This is a genomic window from Pontimicrobium sp. MEBiC06410 (assembly GCF_053601615.1).
Map to the genome: position 1 here is coordinate 61,062 of NZ_JBSHNT010000147.1, position 18,166 is coordinate 79,227.

Here is an 18,166-nt window from a genome sequence, read left to right on the forward strand (position 1 = left end):
TATTGATTATAGAATTTGAAATATAACTCTTTTATTAAAAAAAACACTATTGCTTTTTAATTATTCTATTACAATACAAAAATAGACATTACAGTTTACTCAAAATACCTAAAATAACTTGCATCGGCTAAATCCATTAATGCTTTGTCTCCTTCTGTATCGCCATAAACAATAAGTTTATAATCGGTTCTGTCTGGAAACATTTTTAGAAACTGGTTTACTTTCTCTTGTCCTACACAGTTTAAGGATTTAAACTTTCCTGTAATTAATCCTGAACCATCTACCTCTATTTGTGTACTAATAACGGTTTCTATATTATTTTGTTTGGCCCAGGGTGCAATCCAGTTATGTATAGAGGCACTTACTATAACTAGTTTATAGTTCGCTTTTACATACGATGCTATTTTGTTTTTTACATCTGCCCTTAACATGTTATCAATATCCTTTGAAAATGCTACACCTGCTGTATTAAAATCATCAATAGACATTCCTTTAAAGAAATAACTAAAAATAGCTTCTTTAGCGTATTGTCTTTTTAAAATTTTTAATTTAAATAATCCCCACAAAATTGAAATATAGGGTAAGCTTAAATACAAACTTGCTTTTCCTTTACTAAATGCTATAAATCTAAGGAAAGAGTCTTTTTTAGTTAGTGTTCCATCAAAATCAAAAGCAACAATAGTAGTCATTAGTTAGTATTTTGATGGATTTGATTTTAAAATATTAAAATGAGAGTTACTCCATATTACTTCGTAATTATTTCGTTTTAAGAAGTTATTCATAGCTATTACGCGTCCTCTTTTATAAATGTAACTTTCTTCTTTGGTTTCACTCATATAGTTTTCATCTGGCTCTGTAAACGACACAATAGTTCTAAATTTTTGTTGCACAACTATTGGTAAATAGGGAATAGTTTCCTCCGCTTGTTTTATTTTAGTTTCAAACGTTTTACTATCGTATACCCAAACCCACGAAATACCCATGTAGGGTTTTGTTTTTGTTAAATAATTAAGCATTGGTATATTATCGTAAGCCAAAAGATAATCGCCAGGTTTTACATGTGGCTTTAGTGCTTGCAAAACAGCATTTGTTATATCTGCTCGCTCTTTTGTTGTGTACACATTAGCTAATGTATTATGTATAGTATATGTTTTATGTAAACGGCTGCCCGCATCAAAGTAAGCTTCTTTAGAAATTTTATAGCCTTTAACTATAAAAAACGAAATGACTAGTATTATTAAAAATGTATTAAAGTCATGTTTAGAAACGTTTAATTTTACATCTCCATGGCTTAAACTTATTTGCATGTTTGCTCTTTGTAATGTTGCAAATGCATGCATAAAAACAGGTAATATTAACCAAATACAAACATAACCTGCATTATGTATACCGCCATCACTACCCATTGGTAATAATACAGCAATTACTAATGCTAAAAAGGCAATACTTTTAATTGCTGGTGTTATAGTTTTTGCTAGTATTAAATAGATTGCTCCCATTAGTCCTAAACAGTACAAACTGTAAACTGCATCTTTTCTAAATAAGAAGGCAATGATTCCAACACCAATAATATATGCAAGTGGTTTTAAAAAGGAAACTCGTTTTGAGTAACTACTCATTATAGCAATTACAATTGCTATGGGTATAATATTAAGGCTAAATTTTATTATTTTAATATATTCCTTAGCATAAAAGCCTAGTAATCGCGTAATATTATGATTACTGTCTGCATTGCTACCTTTATTAATAATCCCAGAAACGGCGTTTTTAAAAACGTCTATATGTCCTAAACTTAGCATAACTAAATACACGATTACGAATCCTAGTATTGACCCGCCTAAAAAAGCGACTATTTGTTTTAGAATGTACTTTTTAGTCGTTGTTGTATCGAAAAAATATTGAGCAGGAAATACTAATAATAGCACAAATAGCGTGACGTTAGGCAATCTAGAAAAGACATTAACTGCTGTTAAAAGTCCTGCTATAGCTAGTTCTAATAGGCTTTGTTTTCTTAAACCTTTATCTATAAAATAGACGATACATACTGCTAAAAACCCAGATAAGTGATTGTAATAAAAAGCGAGATAACCAAAATCATTAACTAACATAACCATTAGTAATCCAACGATAACATACTCTTTTTTTATGTATCGACTTAGTAGCATATAGGCTATTATTATTGTAGCTACTATTATTACTATGCTTAGCACTCTAAAAGATAGTATACCGCCTTCTGAAAATAGCTCATACCAAATACCACCCACAATTCCTGTTAACCAAAATGCAAAATTATACTCTACTGTTTCTGGCGCATTAAATATTTGCTGGTAGAACGTCATATACCAACCTTCGTCGCACATATCGAATCCTTGAAAGGATAACAAACTTAATAGGCATACAACAAAAAACACAGTAATACCTAGTGCATACTTATTCCAAATTGTAACAATATTTTTTAACAAGGTTGTCATTTTTTTAATAGATTAACACATAAAAACAAACAAGCCATCCTAAAACTATAAGCTGCATTTTTAAATCGCTTAGTAGAATTTTTGTTGGATTTGCATAACTCACTCTTTGTTGAATTAGTTTGTAATATCTGTAAAATCCTAAAATAACAAATATTGATGTAATATAAATATACTTACTTTCAAATTGCGCAATAATGCTTGGAGATAGGGTGTATAATATATAAGCTCCCGTAATTATGATAACTATAATTATTAGTATTGTATTAATTAGTGGCAACGAATACTTTTCTATATTGCTTCTAACTTTTGTTCCTGTCTCTTTATAAATCAACACTTCATCTCTACGTTTGGCTAGTGCTAAAAAAAGGGCCAGTAAAAACACCATAATTACTATCCAATGCGATAATACTATACTAGCTGCTACTCCACCCGCTACAATACGTAGCACAAAGCTTGAAGCTATAGTAATAACGTCTATAATTATTATTTTTTTTAGTATTAAAGTATATAATATATTCAACACAAAGTAAATAAGTACAACAGTGGTTAACTTCATACCATTAAAACAATATGTTATTAGTATACTACTTAATAGCAGCAACAACATATATACAATAGCTTGTTGTTTTTTAATAGCACCGCTTGCAATAGGTCTGTGCTTCTTTTCAGGATGATTTTTATCGAAATCAACATCTATGTAATCATTAAAACAGTATATAGCACTGGCTATTAATGAGAAGCCTAAAAAAGCAATACCTCCATCTAGTAATGCTGAAAAAGAGGTAAACTGCTGATCGAAAAATATAGGCAGAAAAACAAACGCATTTTTAATCCATTGATTAATGCGAATTAAAGTAAATACATTTACTATAATGTTTTCCCATACTCAGGTTAATCGTTAGCAATAGCATTGAAAACGGCGTGCCCGTTTTCATCTATATATTCGTACACGCCAAAAGGTGCGCCTTTGCTTATTATAATATAGCTTTTATCGTCTTGCAGATGTTCTAAGTAACTTCTATTTTCGCTTAAGTGTGCAAATAAAATTCTAAAAAAGTTTACCGGTGTTTTAAAAGCATCATCAAACTCTGGGGCTTTGGTGCTCCATTTTATTGCTAATGTAGAGGTAAAAATTGTTTTTACTAACGCTTCGGCTTCTTGTTTTACGGTACTTTCTTTAGTTGTATCGAATCCTACAAATCCACCATGATCTGCCGATACTACTATTAGTGCATTTTTATCTTTTGTTTCAATATTAGTTATAAGTTCTGTAAGCCAAACGTTAGCTTCTTTTAATCGTTTTAAATATAACGTTCTTTCCGTTTCCTTATCTTTTGAAGAGTCAGTAGCATTTGTTATATGGCTTGGTAATAACTTCTGAATGAAATAGAAATTTTCTGACGTTTTATTAGTTTCTAAAAGTTTGTTTAATTCAGTTTCTAAGTCTTTTTTAATTTCGAACCCTCTTCCTAAGTAGTCTACATCATCTAAACTAATATTACAATAATCGTAAGCTATTTTTGGTCTATTTACTAAAAAATAAGGCTTTTCTAACAGTAAATGTGTTTTGTAATTATTCTTTTTTAAAATAGAGATTACAGGGTTTTCACCCACTATTATCTCTCTAGAATTTATTAACTCTTGATAGGGTTTATTTGGTTTTTGATGATAGTGGTGTCGCATTGCAAAAAACGAAGTGTTAGAGCTTAGTGTAGAATAATAATTGCTTCGGTAGTTAGCATACCATTTAAAGCCTTTATTTTCTAACGTTTTTTCAAAAGTACTATTATCAAAATTATATGGTGCTTTCTTTAATTCTTCTTTATTTGCATAACCATCTACTTGTATTACGTAAATATTTGGCTTTGCTTTAAAAACTGCAGACGTAATACCATCTGTTTGTTCCATCCATTGGTTAGATGCTGTAGCATATTTAAATACTTGTGGTAATAAAGTAACCAAAACCGTAACTGCCATTAAAAATTGTAGAACAACAATTTTTTTATAATGTTTATGCACTACAATGGCTACTCCTGTTGCAATCATTAATACTAATAACAGTAAAGTTCTTCGTTTTATACCATAGCTACTTACTAACATTAATAGGCTAAACCAGCATGCATTTAATATTGGTAAACTAAATTTTGCCAGTTTATTTAAAATTTTAATTTGATTAACAAGCTTTGTTATTATATAAAACCCAACTATAGGAATAACTAAAAATGTAAGTAAACAGAATAAAAATTGCTCTAATGAATTAATGTAAGTAAAATTAGAATTGTAATAATATAACATAGGATATAATCCTGAAGCAACCCCTGTAATAATTGGGTATTGTTTTTTATTATTTACAAATTGAATAATTTTTTGACGCAATTTATTTCGTTTTTAAAAGGTATAGTACACGTTTAGAATCGCCAATATCTTGTTTTCCTACAATATCGAAATACGACAGATAGGCTTCTTCAAAGGTTTCAATATTATAAAAATTAAAGTGGTCTTTAAATTCTCCTTTACTATTTAGCAAGCGTTCTACCCATGAGTCTCCTCGCTTCGGGAATTCTATAATAAGTTGCTTTGAAAAAGAGGCAAAAAATGCAGCCGACATTTTAAAGGTTATATTTCCTGATAACGACATGTGGTGTATTACTGCCAACGCTAAAGTAACATCTGGAGCAAAATCTTGAATTCGTTTTAAAAATGAAAAACGCTCGGCATTATTAAATCCTACTGCTGCCGATGGGTTTAAAACATCTAAAACAAATGGTGTTATAAACTGCTCTTTGTTTTGTTTTATCTGTTTATAGTTATAGTCTACAGCATTGTTATCTATATCGCATACTAAAGCTTGTACTAAATTAGTTTTTATGCGTCGTACAAAGGTACCATCGTTTCCTCCAACATCTATAACTGTTTTGGCATTTAACTTTGTTATCCAGTTATTTATTATATCTGCTTTTATATTAAAAGCTGCATCAGAATAATTAGTTTTATTATAATATTCTCCCCACTCGCTCTGCTCCTTTAACTCTAATTTTTTAATATAATTATAGAGGCTCGTTATAATATTTAGTTGCCCTTTTTTAGATAGTGCCCTTGTTTGTGTTTCTCCCTTATAATCTTCGTTATGCTTTGCTTCAAACTTTGCTAATAAATGGATATTAGAGTATAAAAACGGATTTAATTTTGTTTTAAATGGTAGCATAGATGCTATCGTTTTTACAGGAATACCATCTATAAAATTGCTTATTAGTTTTAGTACTTCCGAACCATGAAAATGTGCTAATAATAAAGGGCCAAAAAAGTGAGTTATAAACTGTTTATATGCGCGCCATGGCGTGTTTTCTTCATAAAAATCGAAAGATAGAGTATCTATAAAAATAGCCTTTCCTTTATGAAATGTAACATTAAAGGCAGATGCATCTTTAAGAGAAAACCCTTTTTCTAAACAAAACTTTTGAAGTTTTAACGTTAGTAAGGCTGCTGCTTTATATTGATTAAAACTCCACTCGTAAGGATAGGTTATAAATGGAATAGTTTCTGGCTGAATAATAATAGCCTCATTGGATGCGGAACACTCTTTATGAGGAATTAACAACCCGCTTTTAAACAGAGTATTAAAAACTCCAGAGTCTTTTAATTTTTGATATTGTTTAAAGTAAATAGGGTTTATAACACGTTTAATACAGCCTTGTTCTGTAAAAATATAGCCAGAAGGATCTCTAAACGACGACGAGTGTGCTTTTCTATTCGTCACTATTTGTTTTATTTTCTATATCGGAATCTTCAACGTTAATATCGTCAAATAATTCATTATCACTTTCTTTAACAAGTCCTAAAAATAGTTTTATTTTATACATTACATTTTTAGAAAACAGAACAACTGCTGCTACCGCTGCAACTACAGCTTGAATTATCATAGCGCCTAATCCTGGATCGAAATATAGAAAGTGCATTATTATTTTTTTTGTAAATATAGAAAAACTTAAGCGACTTTCTTAAAAAATAAATAGTAGACGTTTACTAGTAAAATTGCTGCGTTTGCAATAATTATAGGTAAACCAATACGTAATGTTGGCATTAAAAACCCATAAATTATAAATAGTATACAACCCGTCATGTTTACTAACCTTAGTTTTTTAACATCTTTCATGGTAAACGATAGTAATACCATAAAAGAAGCTAAGTAGCCAATGTATTCTGTTCCAGTGATTCCAAATAATTCCATCTTGTTGCCGCGAAGGCGGTAATCTTTTAGTTTAATTTATTTAATTCTGTTCATTTTGTCTTGATACAAAACCCTTCGACTTCGCTCAGGATAAACCAAGCAAAAAAATCAAATCAAAATTAGGAAATTGCATCGGAATTTCAAGTACTAATAGTCGTCTTAGATATATTTTAAACTAAAAAAACTAGTATTACTTTTCACAAAAAAGAGACATACTTTTCAGTATCTCTCTTTTTTTATAGTGTAAAGTTTATAGTATAAAATAAACTATAAACGTATTTTTATTTTAGATAATTTTATTTCTTTTACGCTCTACTTCTGTTAAGTATATTTTACGTAATCTTAAGAAGTTTGGTGTTACTTCTACATACTCATCTTTCTGGATGTATTCTAAAGCTTCTTCTAAAGAGAATTTAATTGCTGGTACAATCTTCGCTTTATCGTCTGCTCCAGATGAACGGACATTACTTAATTTTTTCGTTTTAGTAATATTCACTGTCATATCATCTCCACGAGAGTTTTCTCCAATGACTTGACCTTCGTAAATATCTTCTCCTGGATCTACAAAAAACTTTCCTCTATCTTGTAATTTATCTATAGAATAAGGAATTGCTGTTCCTTTCTCCATAGAGACTAATGATCCGTTTTGACGTTCTGGAATCCCTCCTTTTAACGGTTGGTATTCTTTAAAACGGTGTGCCATAATAGCCTCTCCTGCAGTTGCTGTTAGTAATTGGTTACGTAAACCAATAATACCTCTAGATGGTACTATAAACTCACAAACCATACGCTCACCTTTAGCTTCCATACTTAGCATTTCTCCTTTACGAAGTGTTACCATTTCAATGGCTTTACCAGAAACGTGCTCAGGTAAATCTATTGTCATTTCTTCTACTGGCTCACATTTTACACCATCAATTTCTTTAATGATTACTTGTGGTTGTCCAATTTGTAATTCGTAACCTTCACGACGCATCGTTTCTATTAAAACCGATAAGTGTAATACTCCACGACCAAAGACCATAAACTTATCTGCACTTCCTGTTTCTTCAACTCTTAATGCTAAGTTTTTTTCTAGTTCTTTAGTTAAACGGTCTTTAATATGGCGAGATGTTACAAACTTTCCGTCTTTTCCAAAAAAAGGCGAATCGTTAATTGTAAATAACATACTCATTGTTGGCTCATCGATAGCAATGGTTTTTAAACCTTCTGGTGCTTCAATATCGGCAACTGTATCACCAATTTCAAACCCTTCTAAACCAACTATTGCACAAATATCTCCTGTTTGTACTTCGTCTACTTTTTTACGGCCTAATCCTTCAAAAATATGAAGTTCTTTTATTTTACTTTTTACTATAGAACCATCTCTTTTTACTAAAGAGATTTGCTGCCCTACTTTTAATTCTCCTCTAGTTAAACGCCCAATAGCAATACGTCCTGTAAATGAAGAGAAATCTAACGATGTAATTAACATCTGTGTGTTTCCTTCAGGAATTTTTGGCTCAGGAATATGCTCTATAACCATATCTAATAATGGCTCGATATTCTCTGTTTCTTTTTGCCAATCGTCACTCATCCAGTTGTTCTTAGCAGAACCGTATACTGTAGGGAAATCTAATTGCCACTCCTCTGCTCCTAATTCGAACATTAAATCGAATACCTTCTCATGTACTTCGTCTGGTGTACAATTTTCCTTATCTACTTTGTTTACAACAACGCAAGGCTTAAGCCCTAAGTCTATCGCTTTTTGTAATACAAAACGCGTTTGTGGCATTGGCCCTTCAAAAGCATCTACTAATAATAAAACACCATCGGCCATGTTTAATACACGCTCTACTTCTCCACCAAAATCGGCGTGACCAGGTGTGTCGATAATATTAATTTTTGTGTCTTTATATATTACAGAAACGTTTTTAGATGTAATAGTAATACCACGCTCACGCTCTAAATCATTATTATCTAGAATTAAATCTCCAGTATTTTCATTCTCACGAAATAACTGGCAGTGGTACATAATTTTATCTACCAAAGTGGTTTTACCGTGGTCTACGTGCGCAATAATTGCGATGTTTTTAATATTAGCCATAATCTTTGTGCCTTATTTTAAGCGTGCAAAGGTACTTAATTTTTATGGATTTATAAGATTTTATCTTTTTTTTGAATATTCTCTTACTTCACAACGCTTATTTACTGTTAAAATTAAGCTAAGTCTCTCATTAACAATAACGATACTCAATTTATTTTTATACCTTCTCTATTATTAATTATAAATCTATAATATCATGTTAAAGACATTTAAACCACTAACTCAAGCACAAATGAATACTATTTACGGAGGCACGCAAACTGTAGAAGATATTGATAGAGTGCAGCCGAACTAACAATAATTTTGAGTATACTTTTTTATACTTCTTTTAGATTTTAAGGAGTGCATTTTAATTATTCAACTGTAAAATTTTGAGACAACTAGTTTTTATTTGGTTACAATCTTTCAAATCGAGTTCCTTTATTAAAAAATTCACACTTCTTTGACATAATTTTACATTTCATAATAACAAAAGAGCATCTTTCGTCTTAAGTTTGAGAAAAAAACGAATATGAAAAAATCCTATTTATTTTTAAGAGTCTATTTATTAATTTTCGTTATCTCTTTTATAACTTCATGTAGAGGACAATCTCACTCAAATAACGACAATGATAATATCTTTAATAAGCTACCTAAAAACATAGGTTCGCAAATTGGCGAATATGTTGTAGAAATATTTCAAGACTCTAAGGGTAACATTTGGTTTGGAACTTTAGAAAAAGGAGTTGCAAGATTTGATGGAAACAATCTGAAATATTTAACAACAAAAGATGGTTTACCTAGTAATCGAATAACGAGCGTTATTGAAGATAATTTAGGAAACTTATGGTTTGGAACTGGTGCGGGATTATCTAAATTTAATGGAGACCATTTTACAAATTATTCTGAAAAAGATGGGCTTTGCAGCAATATGATAAGCAATTTATTTATTGATAGTAAAGGATCTTTTTGGATTGGGACATGGAATGGAGTTTGTAAGTTTAACGGCACTCGATTTAAAAAATTTCCTATTTCTTACCCCAAAATAGAAACTAAAGTCAACCCAGACACAAAAGATTGGATAACTGCTATTACAGAAGATAAAAAAGGAAATATGTGGTTTGGAAGAGATGGTTACGGAGCCAGTAAATTTAACGGACACACATTTATACATTTAACAACAAAAGAAGGACTAAGTTCTAATAATGTTCAATCAATTGTGGAAGACAAAATAGGACATATTTGGATTGGAACAAGAGTAGCAGAAAAAGATAACTCTGATACCAAAAAACGATTTGGTAACGGCGGATTAAACATATATAACGACCACAAATTCATTAGTTTCCCAAAAATGAAAGGATTGAACCAAAATGATGTTTTTACGATTTACAAAGACAACTCAAACAATTTATGGATTAGTACAACAAGTAATGGTGTTTACAATTATATAGATAATAAATTTGTAAATTATAAAGTACCAACTGCAACAATGGTTTTTTTAAAAGATACAAAAGGAACCATTTGGTTAGGATGTGCAGGCGGTTTATACAAAATTGACAAGAATAGGAAAGCAAAAAATGTGACTACAAATGGACCTTGGGATTAAAATAACGAAGGCTGGCAGAGAAATGAGGTGATAGACAAATAGAACTAATTTACAGTTTATTAAAAAAGTGTTTTTTAACCATCATCATGAGGTATTCTGCTTTTTAATAGTATTATTTTACTCTGCTATTAGTTTAAACTTCTTACTTTTTCTTTTGATGCTACTCGAAAAATACTTCTATACTCGATTATAATAACAGGTGTAAAACTATGTATAAATAGTGATTTTATAAGTTAAGGATTTCATATTTTGCTTATTCATGACCGTCTTTTTATACGACTTACATTTTGCAGTTAAACCTTGGTTAAGAATTTGCAAAAACTATGAACACTGTTTTTATTAAATTATTGTAGTTCCTATTTATATTAAGTTAATTTAAAGGTTGTACTTTTGCCTTTAGGCTATGTTTCTAGTGTGATTGTATGAAACGAACTCAGAAAGATACCACTTGAAGATTAAAAAGCATATGCATGTTAAAAACATTTGGATAATGAAAAAACATTTTAATTTTATTTTATTTGTAGCTCTATTACTTTCACCTTGTTTGTTTTTTTCACAAACATGTTTATCAGGAGGTGTGAGTTTTTCCAGCCAGTTACAAATCGATGATTTCCCATTAAATTATCCTAATTGCACTCAAATTTTAGGGAGTGTAGAAATCAGTGGAAATGATATTGTAAATTTAAATGGGTTAAATAATATTAACACAATAAATGGGAATTTAAACATCTCATTTAATAATAACTTAAATGACCTTACTGCCCTAAACTCTTTAACGACTATTGGTGGTAATTTATATATTGCTAATAATGTGGTATTAACTTCTTTAACAGGCCTCAACTCATTGAGTAGTATTGGTGGGTTTCTTGAATTAATTTATAATAACTCATTAAATGATATCTCGGCTTTGAGTCAAATTACTTCAATAAATAGTAATGTGAAAATTTTAGGAGAACAACCTTCTTTACAAAATCTAAATGGGCTTCATAATATTGTTAATATCGGTGGTAATTTAGAAATAACTACTTCTTCTATTTTAAACCTTAATGGACTCTCTTCTCTAAACTCTATTGCTTCAACATTATATATTATAAATAATGATGAATTAACTTCTTTAGAAGGGCTTGAAAACTTAAACTCCTTAAGTCGCTTAGAAGTTAATTTAAATGACAATATTCAAACTCTCAACGGAATTCAAAATGTTGAAAGCTTTTTAAGTATAGAAATGCAATATAACCCTAACTTGGCATTTTGTTCTACAGATAACATTTGTGCTCATTTGAGTAATGGTGGCTCCGCTACTGTAACAAATAATAGTAATGGCTGTAACAGTATTACTCAAATAAACTCAACTTGCAACTCTTTGTCTGTAGATGAATTTACAATAAAAAAAGTTACTGTTTATCCTACAATTGTAAAAAACAAACTTAATTTTTCAGGAATAGATTCTTTAACAGAAATTAGTATATTCGATATATCTGGAAAAGCTATAAAAAAATACTCGACCCATGAAAAAACAATTGATTTAAGCAATTATAAATCTGGAATCTATTTTATACAGTTTAAAGCTAAAAATTTTAATGATGTAAAAAAAATCATTAAATCATGACTATAGAAATATTAAATAACTCAATAAAATACGATTAACCATATCAGAAATAAGAATTAAATAATAACTTAAGTCGTACATATTATTGCTAGTTGAGTCTCTTTGCAAATATCTATTACAAGCTTTTTGAGAGGTTAGTTTGTATTTAAAAGACAACATCCATATTAAAAATTACTATTACTTTACCTTCTATAATTTCTATTTCATAATATAAACTCCGAATTAATAGTATCTTTGCAATCTAATTTTGAAATACACTATACATGCAACTTCAAGACATTCCTAAAATAAAACACACAGATTCTAATAATTTCTTTTTGTTATGTGGCCCATGTGCTATAGAAGGAGAAGATATGGCTTACAGAATTGCCGAACGTGTTATAGAAATCACGAACAAATTAGAAATCCCTTACATATTTAAAGGTAGTTTTAGAAAAGCAAATAGAAGTCGTATAGATAGTTTTACAGGCATTGGGGACGAAAAAGCATTAGAAATTTTAGCTAAAGTCTCTGAAAAATTTGACGTGCCAACCGTAACCGATATTCACGAAAGTAGCGATGCGGCTCTTGCTGCACAATATGTAGATGTTTTACAAATTCCTGCATTTTTAGTACGCCAAACCAGTTTGGTAGTTGCTGCTGCAAAAACAGGAAAAGTAGTAAACCTAAAAAAAGGGCAATTTATGAGTCCGGAAGCGATGAAACATGCAGTACAAAAGGTTAAAGATTCTGGAAGTGATAAAGCTTGGATAACAGACCGTGGTACTATGTTTGGTTACCAAGATATGATTGTAGATTTTAGAGGCATTCCTACCATGCGTGAATATGCACCAACGGTTCTAGATGTTACACACTCGTTACAACAACCAAATCAAACAGTTGGGGTTACAGGAGGCAGACCAGACATGATAGAAACTATTGCACGTGCTGGAGTAGTAAATAATGTAGATGGTTTATTTATAGAAACGCATTTTGATCCTGCAAATGCAAAAAGTGATGGCGCTAATATGCTACATTTAGATAATTTAGAATCATTGCTAACGAATTTGGTATCTATTAGAAAGGTTGTTAATACTCTTTAATATTTCATCTTTTAGCACTAATAAATGGGTACGAAATATCATGACGATTCAACTATTGCTAGCAATTCGATTGCGATTGCACTAGACTTAAAGAAGTTAAAGTTTCTCATGCCTGAACTATTAAATCTTATACAAAGGCTTAAATATAAATTGAGGAGATGGGGAATAGCTTCTTACATTGAACGTATTGAAGAACATATAAAGTTTGGCGATAGTCAAGGCGCTATAGTTGTAGCCACTTACCCCCTTTTAATTGCGGCTTATAATGAAGATATTGATTGTGTTGTAATGTTAATGTTTGAACAGAAAATTCAAAACAAATATAATTTTAAAATTAAAGACCGACTTATCTGCGTTAATACATTTGGAGATGCTCCAGAATTACAATCTGATTTAATTCCAGGTAAAGATAATTTTGGCATGTGGACAGTAGTACACCCTATAATTGCTAATCTTGTTTCTAATAGTAACACAACAATAGAAAAAAGGAAAAAAGAAATAGGAGACGACGGCTATGATTATATTTGGAAACTTGCGCAAGAATACCGCATTTTAAAAAAAGGCAACTATAGAAACGGCAAACCTTTTTACGCAGCACAAGCCAATTCTAATATAGAAGGTATACATCTAACAATTTAGAATCATTATTAACTAACCTTGTTTCTATTAGAAAGGTTATTAATAGTCTCTAATATCTTTTATTTTAGTATTTATAACACAAAAATAAATACTATGGAAAATAATGTACGAGGCGGAGACGCTCCTATAAAATGCGAATTAGAAGCTGGTAAAAAATATGCTTGGTGTACCTGTGGCCATAGCGAAGACCAACCATTTTGTAACGGTTCGCACAGAAAAGCAGAAGCAACACCATCTATGCGTTTTGCAGTAGAAGAAGATAAAACGGTATACTTATGCACTTGCAAACAAACTAAAAATCCACCCTATTGCGATGGATCTCATAATTAACTATTATTCTATTTAAAGTATTATAAAAATAACACTAGACAATATTGTCTAGTGTTATTTTTAGTATTTGGTTGCTACAATAATACTAACATCATCAATCAAAAAATTAAAATTACATTAACCATCAAAAAACTATAATTTTCACTTTTCGTTCTAACATTTAATCTTCTATTCTCTCAAACATCGATTAAAGAACAACCTATTTTCTCATATCAATGTCTTCATAAATCATAATAAAAAACATCTGGGTTGAAAGCGAACCTGTTGTTTTCGATACCATTAAAAAAGAAATTAAAAACATAATATACACACGCCCATTTACTTTAGATGAAAAAGTAGTGTACCGTATTTTCGCTGATAAAAATTTGCAATTAGGTTATATTATGGATGTAGAAGAAGAACTATTCTACACCTATAATGATGATAAAACCAGAAGAGAATGTTACCTTCTAGAAACGGTAAAGCTAGAATTAGATGGCGCTATTTGGTTTGAACAACTAGAAAATAGCAAAAGACTTATTAAGGTAAAAGGCTAACATACAGATAAAAAAAAACCTCTTTTAATATTTTTTTGAATTTATTATAATATTAAAATCATTAATCGTAATATTGCAATGTACAAATACATAAATAAAAATGGGATTAGCAAAAACAGAAATGTTTACAGATCAACAAAACAAAATTGCAGGCTATGCAAAAGTTTTTGGGCACCCAGCAAGAGTTGCTATCCTGCAACACTTATTTAAAATTAACACCTGTTTCTGTGGAGATCTAGTAAACGAAATTGGCTTAGCACAACCTACCATTTCGCAACACTTAAAAGAATTAAAGCATCTTGGTTTAATAAAAGGAAGTGTAGAAGGCACCAGTGTTTGCTATTGTATAAATAAAGAAAATTGGATAACTATGAAAAACGTTATGTCTCAATTTCTAAATTTAGATAATCATAAAAAAGAAGAATGCTGTTAAAAAAATTTGAAACAATTAATCGTTAAATTGCAATAAACCAATATAGTTATGAAATTATCAGAAATAAAATCAGCTTTAAGTACATTAGAGACTATTACTTTTAAATTACCTAATGGAGATTTAGTTCCTAATCATTTTCACGTTACCGAAGTTGGTAAAATAACAAAACACTTTATAGATTGTGGTGGAACTGTTCGTAGAGAAGATGTTGTAAATTTTCAACTATGGAATGCCAATGATTATGACCATAGATTACACCCAGAAAAACTAGTTGATATTATAGAATTATCTGAGAAAGTGTTAGGTATTGAAGATCTAGAAATAGAAGTAGAATATCAGGCAGAAACTATAGGTAAGTTTGGCTTAGATTTCGATGGTACTAATTTTATACTAACTACAAAACAAACAGACTGTTTAGCAAAAGACCAATGTGGTATTCCTACAGAGAAACCTAAAATAAAAATGTCTAGTTTACAAGAATCTAGTTGTTGTACTCCAGAGAGTGGTTGTTGCTAAACTAAAATTATAAACAGATGAAAACCTACAAGAAAATTAATACAGTAATTTCTATTTTAAAACCAGAAACTATTACGGATGAGCGTAAACAGGTCTTACAACCTTTAATAGATTTTATTAAAGACAAAATAGCATCCAACCAAGCTATACGCATAAATTTTATTTGTACACATAATTCTAGACGAAGCCATTTGTCTCAAATATGGGCGCAAACTATAGCTGCTCATTTTAATATAAAAGATGTATTCTGTTATTCGGGAGGTACAGAGTCTACTGCTCTTTTTCCTATGGTAGCAAAAACACTAGAACAAACTGGTTTTAAAGTAGAAACCATTGCTGAAGGTAATAACCCTATATACAGTATAAAATATACAGATAATGCGCACCCAATTATTGGTTTTTCTAAAGAACTAGACAATAATTTTAATCCAAAATCTGAATTTGCTGCAGTTATGACCTGTTCACAAGCCGATGGCGGTTGTCCTTTTATAGTGGGTGCAGAAAAACGTATTCCTATTACATTTGAAGACCCAAAAGCTTTCGATAACACACCCCAACAAGCAGAAAAATATAAGGAACGTAGTTTACAAATAGCCACAGAGATGTTTTATGTATTCTCGAAAGCATGTGCTTAAACAAAAACAATCTATACTAAAAATACAAAGGCTGTCTGAAAAATATTAAAAACGTCATTCTGAATTTATTTAAGAATGACGTTTTCAAACTATTATAAAATACCGAAACAAGTTTGGTTTAACGAAAAAATTACTATTTAAACCCTCTCTTTACTCTATATAAGCAGTTTTTGTTTTAATATAATGTAATAGCTTCCTGTAGTACTTCTATTAATACAGTATCGTCTATAGTTTCTAGACTTGTATATCGTAAAGAAAACATTTGCTTTCGCTTCTCGGTAACTTGATGCTCTTTATGGCATTTTATTTTCGTTCCCATCCAAAAACCAACATCTACAAATTGCTTTTTATGACTTGCATTAAGGTAACATAAAGGTTTATTGTTTATATAATAAAACGGTATTTTGTATTTGTATTTTAATTCTACTTCAGGAACCGTGTGTTCTATTATAACTTGTATATGCAATAATATAGAACGGTAAGGTTCGGGTTGATTTATTATGTAATTTTCAGCCGGATTCATTTACTACTTTAAAAAATTCCTATTAAACCTATTATAATTAAAGCAATACCAATAATAGCTTTAAAAGGCATTAATTTATCCGATAGTTTTTGTAATGAGTCTCCAAACGCTGGTGCTTTTCCTATAACATGTGTTAGCAATAAAAAGCCACCTAATATACTTGCTATATTAAACAATATACCATGCCCTCCTAGAAGTCTCATAATACCTAATATAGTTAAAGTACCACCAATAATGGTTTGAAATGGTGCTAAAACACCTGCAATTTTATTAAAAAAATTACTTTCGCCATCCCACTTGTCTAATGTAGCTAACCCTAGTAAAATGCCACCAGCTACGTTTGCTATATTTAATAATAATGTTATCATTCTCTTTTATTTTTTAATTGGTTAAACACCTTTATTACTCCATATAAAAATGCGCTCAATATATTAGTCTTATAACAATAAATAATGTTTCATAAAATTAATAAAATTTTAACTTGTTAGTTTTAGTAAAATTAACTTACTTTGTATTTCAAAGTACTTTAACTATGAGTGAGCAAGATTATTTAAAAGATATAAGTGAAATTAAGAACCTGATGAACAAATCATCGCGTTTTATTTCTCTTAGTGGCTTATCTGGTATACTAGCTGGAATTTATGCTCTAATTGGCGCGGCTGTTGCTTATTGGCTAGTAGATAACTATAGTTATGGTAAATTACTTTTAGATGGTACTGTTTTTAATTTAGTAGTCTTAGATTTAATATTAATTGCATTTTTTAGTATCGTTACAGGTATTTACTTAACCATTAGAAAGGCTAAAAAAAATGGTGAAAATTTTTGGGATAGTTCATCCAAACGTTTAATCTTTAATTTTTTAGTACCGCTAATAACGGGAGGTTTATATATACTTATCATTCTAAATCAACATAAATATGGGCAAACCGCTGCTTTAATGCTTATTTTTTATGGTTTAGCTTTAGTTAACGCCTCTAAATTTAGTATTGGAGATATTAGTTATTTAGGATTTATTCAAATAGTTTTAGGTTTAATATGTGCGGCGTACCCAGGTTATGGTTTTTGGCTATGGACGTTAGGCTTTGGTGTTATGCATATTGTTTATGGTACATGGATGCATTTTAAGTACGATGCAAAATAGAAATGCATTGCACAATAGTAACTTAAATTATTGTTTTGAGTATAATAAATAACATAAATAAAGTATTCGATCATCGTATAAGATTAGGCATTATGTCTGTTTTAATGGTTAACGAATATGCCGATTTTAAGACTTTAAAAGAATTGCTTGGTGCTACAGATGGCAATTTAGCAAGCCATACAAAAGCGCTTGAAAAAGCTGAGTATATTGCTGTAGAGAAACAGTTTATTGGCCGTAAACCTAATACACGCTATAGTGCTACATCTTTAGGTAAAATAGAATTTAAAAAACACATAAACGCATTAGAAAAATTAATAAATAAACAATAGCACATTTTTTTTAATCATTTACT

The 18,166-nt window shown here is 30.2% G+C and carries 21 protein-coding genes; 11 read left to right on the top strand and 10 right to left on the bottom strand.

Annotation, left to right across the window (positions count from 1 at the left end; genetic code table 11):
* Positions 1-95: 95 nt before the first annotated feature.
* The 8 genes from ACVC08_RS07580 to typA form a co-directional block, all read right to left on the bottom strand.
* Positions 96-689 (bottom strand): HAD family hydrolase, encoded by a 594-nt coding sequence (locus ACVC08_RS07580; protein ID WP_452601593.1) that lies wholly within the window; start codon positions 687-689, stop codon positions 96-98.
* A 3-nt stretch (positions 690-692) separates the two neighbouring features.
* Complete coding sequence (locus ACVC08_RS07585; protein WP_452601594.1) at positions 693-2,471, bottom strand: hypothetical protein; 1,779 nt, start codon at positions 2,469-2,471, stop codon at positions 693-695.
* Between the two features lie 4 nt (positions 2,472-2,475).
* Positions 2,476-3,345, bottom strand: a complete 870-nt coding sequence (locus tag ACVC08_RS07590; RefSeq protein ID WP_452601709.1) for a UbiA prenyltransferase family protein — start codon at positions 3,343-3,345, stop codon at positions 2,476-2,478.
* Positions 3,346-3,362: 17 nt separating this feature from the next.
* Positions 3,363-4,847, bottom strand: a complete 1,485-nt coding sequence (locus ACVC08_RS07595; RefSeq protein WP_452601595.1) for a hypothetical protein — start codon at positions 4,845-4,847, stop codon at positions 3,363-3,365.
* A gap of 1 nt (position 4,848) precedes the next feature.
* A complete protein-coding gene (locus ACVC08_RS07600; RefSeq protein WP_452601596.1) occupies positions 4,849-6,228 on the bottom strand; it encodes a class I SAM-dependent methyltransferase in 1,380 nt (459 codons plus the stop codon).
* Entirely contained in the window at positions 6,218-6,427 is a 210-nt protein-coding gene (locus tag ACVC08_RS07605; RefSeq protein WP_452598202.1) for a hypothetical protein, read from the bottom strand. Before ACVC08_RS07605 ends, ACVC08_RS07600 begins: the two co-directional genes overlap by 11 nt.
* Positions 6,428-6,456: 29 nt before the next feature.
* Entirely contained in the window at positions 6,457-6,699 is a 243-nt protein-coding gene (locus ACVC08_RS07610; protein WP_452598201.1) for a uroporphyrinogen decarboxylase, read from the bottom strand.
* 286 nt (positions 6,700-6,985) lie between these two features.
* The gene (typA, locus tag ACVC08_RS07615) at positions 6,986-8,785 is read right to left on the bottom strand and encodes a translational GTPase TypA (RefSeq protein ID WP_452601597.1); all 1,800 of its coding nucleotides are present in this window, start codon (positions 8,783-8,785) and stop codon (positions 6,986-6,988) included.
* Positions 8,786-9,296: 511 nt separating this feature from the next.
* On the opposite strand from typA, the gene ACVC08_RS07620 reads away from it, so the two are divergent.
* From ACVC08_RS07620 to ACVC08_RS07660, 9 genes are all read left to right on the top strand, one after another.
* Entirely contained in the window at positions 9,297-10,370 is a 1,074-nt protein-coding gene (locus tag ACVC08_RS07620; protein WP_452601598.1) for a ligand-binding sensor domain-containing protein, read from the top strand.
* A gap of 490 nt (positions 10,371-10,860) precedes the next feature.
* Positions 10,861-11,979 (top strand): T9SS type A sorting domain-containing protein, encoded by a 1,119-nt coding sequence (locus ACVC08_RS07625; protein ID WP_452601599.1) that lies wholly within the window; start codon positions 10,861-10,863, stop codon positions 11,977-11,979.
* Between the two features lie 263 nt (positions 11,980-12,242).
* Positions 12,243-13,061, top strand: a complete 819-nt coding sequence (kdsA, locus tag ACVC08_RS07630) for a 3-deoxy-8-phosphooctulonate synthase (RefSeq protein ID WP_452601600.1) — start codon at positions 12,243-12,245, stop codon at positions 13,059-13,061.
* Positions 13,062-13,169: 108 nt separating this feature from the next.
* Positions 13,170-13,700 carry a hypothetical protein gene (locus tag ACVC08_RS07635; RefSeq protein ID WP_452601601.1) on the top strand — a complete coding sequence of 177 codons (531 nt, stop codon included), beginning with the start codon at positions 13,170-13,172 and terminating at the stop codon, positions 13,698-13,700.
* Positions 13,701-13,793: 93 nt separating this feature from the next.
* A complete protein-coding gene (locus ACVC08_RS07640; RefSeq protein WP_452597142.1) occupies positions 13,794-14,030 on the top strand; it encodes a CDGSH iron-sulfur domain-containing protein in 237 nt (78 codons plus the stop codon).
* Between the two features lie 365 nt (positions 14,031-14,395).
* Positions 14,396-14,566, top strand: a complete 171-nt coding sequence (locus tag ACVC08_RS07645; RefSeq protein ID WP_452601602.1) for a hypothetical protein — start codon at positions 14,396-14,398, stop codon at positions 14,564-14,566.
* A gap of 100 nt (positions 14,567-14,666) precedes the next feature.
* Positions 14,667-14,999 (top strand): ArsR/SmtB family transcription factor, encoded by a 333-nt coding sequence (locus tag ACVC08_RS07650; RefSeq protein ID WP_452601603.1) that lies wholly within the window; start codon positions 14,667-14,669, stop codon positions 14,997-14,999.
* A gap of 48 nt (positions 15,000-15,047) precedes the next feature.
* Positions 15,048-15,515 (top strand): DUF6428 family protein, encoded by a 468-nt coding sequence (locus ACVC08_RS07655; RefSeq protein WP_452601604.1) that lies wholly within the window; start codon positions 15,048-15,050, stop codon positions 15,513-15,515.
* Between the two features lie 17 nt (positions 15,516-15,532).
* Positions 15,533-16,150, top strand: coding sequence for an arsenate-mycothiol transferase ArsC (locus ACVC08_RS07660; RefSeq protein ID WP_452601605.1), 618 nt, complete (start codon positions 15,533-15,535; stop codon positions 16,148-16,150).
* A 175-nt stretch (positions 16,151-16,325) separates the two neighbouring features.
* Here ACVC08_RS07660 and ACVC08_RS07665 read toward each other — a convergent pair whose 3' ends face one another.
* Positions 16,326-16,673: a DUF1801 domain-containing protein gene (locus ACVC08_RS07665; protein WP_452597147.1), complete on the bottom strand. Its 348-nt coding sequence runs from the start codon at positions 16,671-16,673 to the stop codon at positions 16,326-16,328.
* An 8-nt stretch (positions 16,674-16,681) separates the two neighbouring features.
* On the bottom strand, positions 16,682-17,041 hold the full coding sequence (locus ACVC08_RS07670; protein WP_452601606.1) for a hypothetical protein: 360 nt from the start codon (positions 17,039-17,041) through the stop codon (positions 16,682-16,684).
* 164 nt (positions 17,042-17,205) lie between these two features.
* Here ACVC08_RS07670 and ACVC08_RS07675 point away from each other — a divergent pair, with 164 nt between their 5' ends.
* Positions 17,206-17,814 (top strand): hypothetical protein, encoded by a 609-nt coding sequence (locus ACVC08_RS07675; protein ID WP_452597149.1) that lies wholly within the window; start codon positions 17,206-17,208, stop codon positions 17,812-17,814.
* Between the two features lie 35 nt (positions 17,815-17,849).
* Positions 17,850-18,143: a winged helix-turn-helix domain-containing protein gene (locus ACVC08_RS07680; RefSeq protein WP_452597150.1), complete on the top strand. Its 294-nt coding sequence runs from the start codon at positions 17,850-17,852 to the stop codon at positions 18,141-18,143.
* Positions 18,144-18,166 lie beyond the last annotated feature (23 nt).

Bases quoted from the DNA above. Each gene is read 5' to 3' on its own strand.
- ACVC08_RS07580 (WP_452601593.1), bottom strand. From the start codon at position 689: ATGACTACTATTGTTGCTTTTGATTTTGATGGAACACTAACTAAAAAA.
- ACVC08_RS07585 (WP_452601594.1), bottom strand. From the start codon at position 2,471: ATGACAACCTTGTTAAAAAATATTGTTACAATTTGGAATAAGTATGCA.
- ACVC08_RS07605 (WP_452598202.1), bottom strand. From the start codon at position 6,427: ATGCACTTTCTATATTTCGATCCAGGATTAGGCGCTATGATAATTCAA.
- ACVC08_RS07610 (WP_452598201.1), bottom strand. From the start codon at position 6,699: ATGGAATTATTTGGAATCACTGGAACAGAATACATTGGCTACTTAGCT.
- typA (WP_452601597.1), bottom strand. From the start codon at position 8,785: ATGGCTAATATTAAAAACATCGCAATTATTGCGCACGTAGACCACGGT.
- ACVC08_RS07620 (WP_452601598.1), top strand. From the start codon at position 9,297: ATGAAAAAATCCTATTTATTTTTAAGAGTCTATTTATTAATTTTCGTT.
- ACVC08_RS07625 (WP_452601599.1), top strand. From the start codon at position 10,861: ATGAAAAAACATTTTAATTTTATTTTATTTGTAGCTCTATTACTTTCA.
- kdsA (WP_452601600.1), top strand. From the start codon at position 12,243: ATGCAACTTCAAGACATTCCTAAAATAAAACACACAGATTCTAATAAT.
- ACVC08_RS07635 (WP_452601601.1), top strand. From the start codon at position 13,170: ATGCCTGAACTATTAAATCTTATACAAAGGCTTAAATATAAATTGAGG.
- ACVC08_RS07640 (WP_452597142.1), top strand. From the start codon at position 13,794: ATGGAAAATAATGTACGAGGCGGAGACGCTCCTATAAAATGCGAATTA.
- ACVC08_RS07650 (WP_452601603.1), top strand. From the start codon at position 14,667: ATGGGATTAGCAAAAACAGAAATGTTTACAGATCAACAAAACAAAATT.
- ACVC08_RS07655 (WP_452601604.1), top strand. From the start codon at position 15,048: ATGAAATTATCAGAAATAAAATCAGCTTTAAGTACATTAGAGACTATT.
- ACVC08_RS07660 (WP_452601605.1), top strand. From the start codon at position 15,533: ATGAAAACCTACAAGAAAATTAATACAGTAATTTCTATTTTAAAACCA.
- ACVC08_RS07665 (WP_452597147.1), bottom strand. From the start codon at position 16,673: ATGAATCCGGCTGAAAATTACATAATAAATCAACCCGAACCTTACCGT.
- ACVC08_RS07670 (WP_452601606.1), bottom strand. From the start codon at position 17,041: ATGATAACATTATTATTAAATATAGCAAACGTAGCTGGTGGCATTTTA.
- ACVC08_RS07675 (WP_452597149.1), top strand. From the start codon at position 17,206: ATGAGTGAGCAAGATTATTTAAAAGATATAAGTGAAATTAAGAACCTG.